The following is a 1000-nucleotide window of genomic DNA, read 5'->3' as shown; positions in this document are numbered from 1 at the left end:
TCCACCCCAGGCAGCCGCTCGACAGCCCGCGTCACCTTGGCGACGCAACTGGCGCAGTCCATGCCTTCAACCCGCCAAGTCAGCCGTGTCGTCGCGCCCATGCCAATCACCCCATCCCGCTGGCCCTGGTATGGGACTTCTAGTGGCTGGAGGTTCAAGGCCCTCTTTGGGGGAAATCGACAGGAGGCGTGCTGGCGAAAGGTTGCAGCAGCAGCCGGTCCAGCCTCTGCTGCCGGGCGATGCGCCAGCCCGGCACGCCAATGACGGCGTCATCGAGCCCTGCCGCCGGTGTGGCGCGGTAGCTGCCGAACAGGTGATCCCACCAAGGCAGGCAGAAGCCGAAGCAGCCATCGGTCTCGGCCTGGACCTCCGAATGATGGGTACGGTGCATGTCCGGCGTCACCACCAGGCGCCGCAGCCAGCGTTCCGCCCCGACCGGTATGCGGATATCGGCATGGTTGAACAGGCTGGTGGCGTTAAGCAGCACCTCGAAAGCCAGCACCGCCAGGGGCGGCGCGCCGAGGGCGGTCACCACTGTCGCCTTGATGCCGAGCGAGAGTAGGATCTCTACGGGATGGAACCGCAGCCCCGTCGTGGCATCCAACTCCGGGTCTGCATGGTGCATCCGGTGCAGCCGCCACAGCACCGGCACGTGGTGGAACACGCGGTGCTGCCAGTAGATCGACAGGTCCAGTACCAGGACCGCCAACGGCACGGCCAACCAGAAGGGCGCGCCCAGAGCGGGTAGCAGGCCGAGGCCCCGCGCCTCCGCCCAGACCGCCACGCCGACCGCCCCTGCGGGCGCCACCAGCCGCAGCAGGACTGAGCCGATCAGCGGCAGAGCTAGGTTAGCCGGCCAGCGCCGCCAGCCAAGCGGCATCGCCAAGCCCCGCGCCCAGATCCGCTCGGCAAGGACCATGGCCGCAAGCACGCCAAGGAACACGCCCAGGCGGATCGCTGCTTCGGCGGCCATGATGCCGGCTCCTCCCTCAAGAGGGCC

The 1000-nt window shown here is 68.6% G+C and carries 2 protein-coding genes; both read right to left on the bottom strand.

Translation table 11 applies throughout. The features are described from left to right. Positions 1–101, bottom strand: a 101-nt coding sequence (locus tag J3S20_RS31365; protein WP_216840578.1) for a cation transporter, incomplete at its 3' end; no start/stop codon positions are given. A 53-nt stretch (positions 102–154) separates the two neighbouring features. Further along, positions 155–973: a sterol desaturase family protein gene (locus J3S20_RS29905; protein ID WP_216840577.1), complete on the bottom strand. Its 819-nt coding sequence runs from the start codon at positions 971–973 to the stop codon at positions 155–157. Between the last annotated feature and the right edge of the window lie 27 nt (positions 974–1000).

Source organism: Falsiroseomonas tokyonensis (genome assembly GCF_019024325.1).
In the GTDB taxonomy this organism is placed as follows: Bacteria; Pseudomonadota; Alphaproteobacteria; order Acetobacterales; family Acetobacteraceae; genus Falsiroseomonas; species Falsiroseomonas tokyonensis.
Note: the sequence above shows the minus strand (reverse complement) of the source record. Positions and strands in the feature narration are given on the sequence as shown.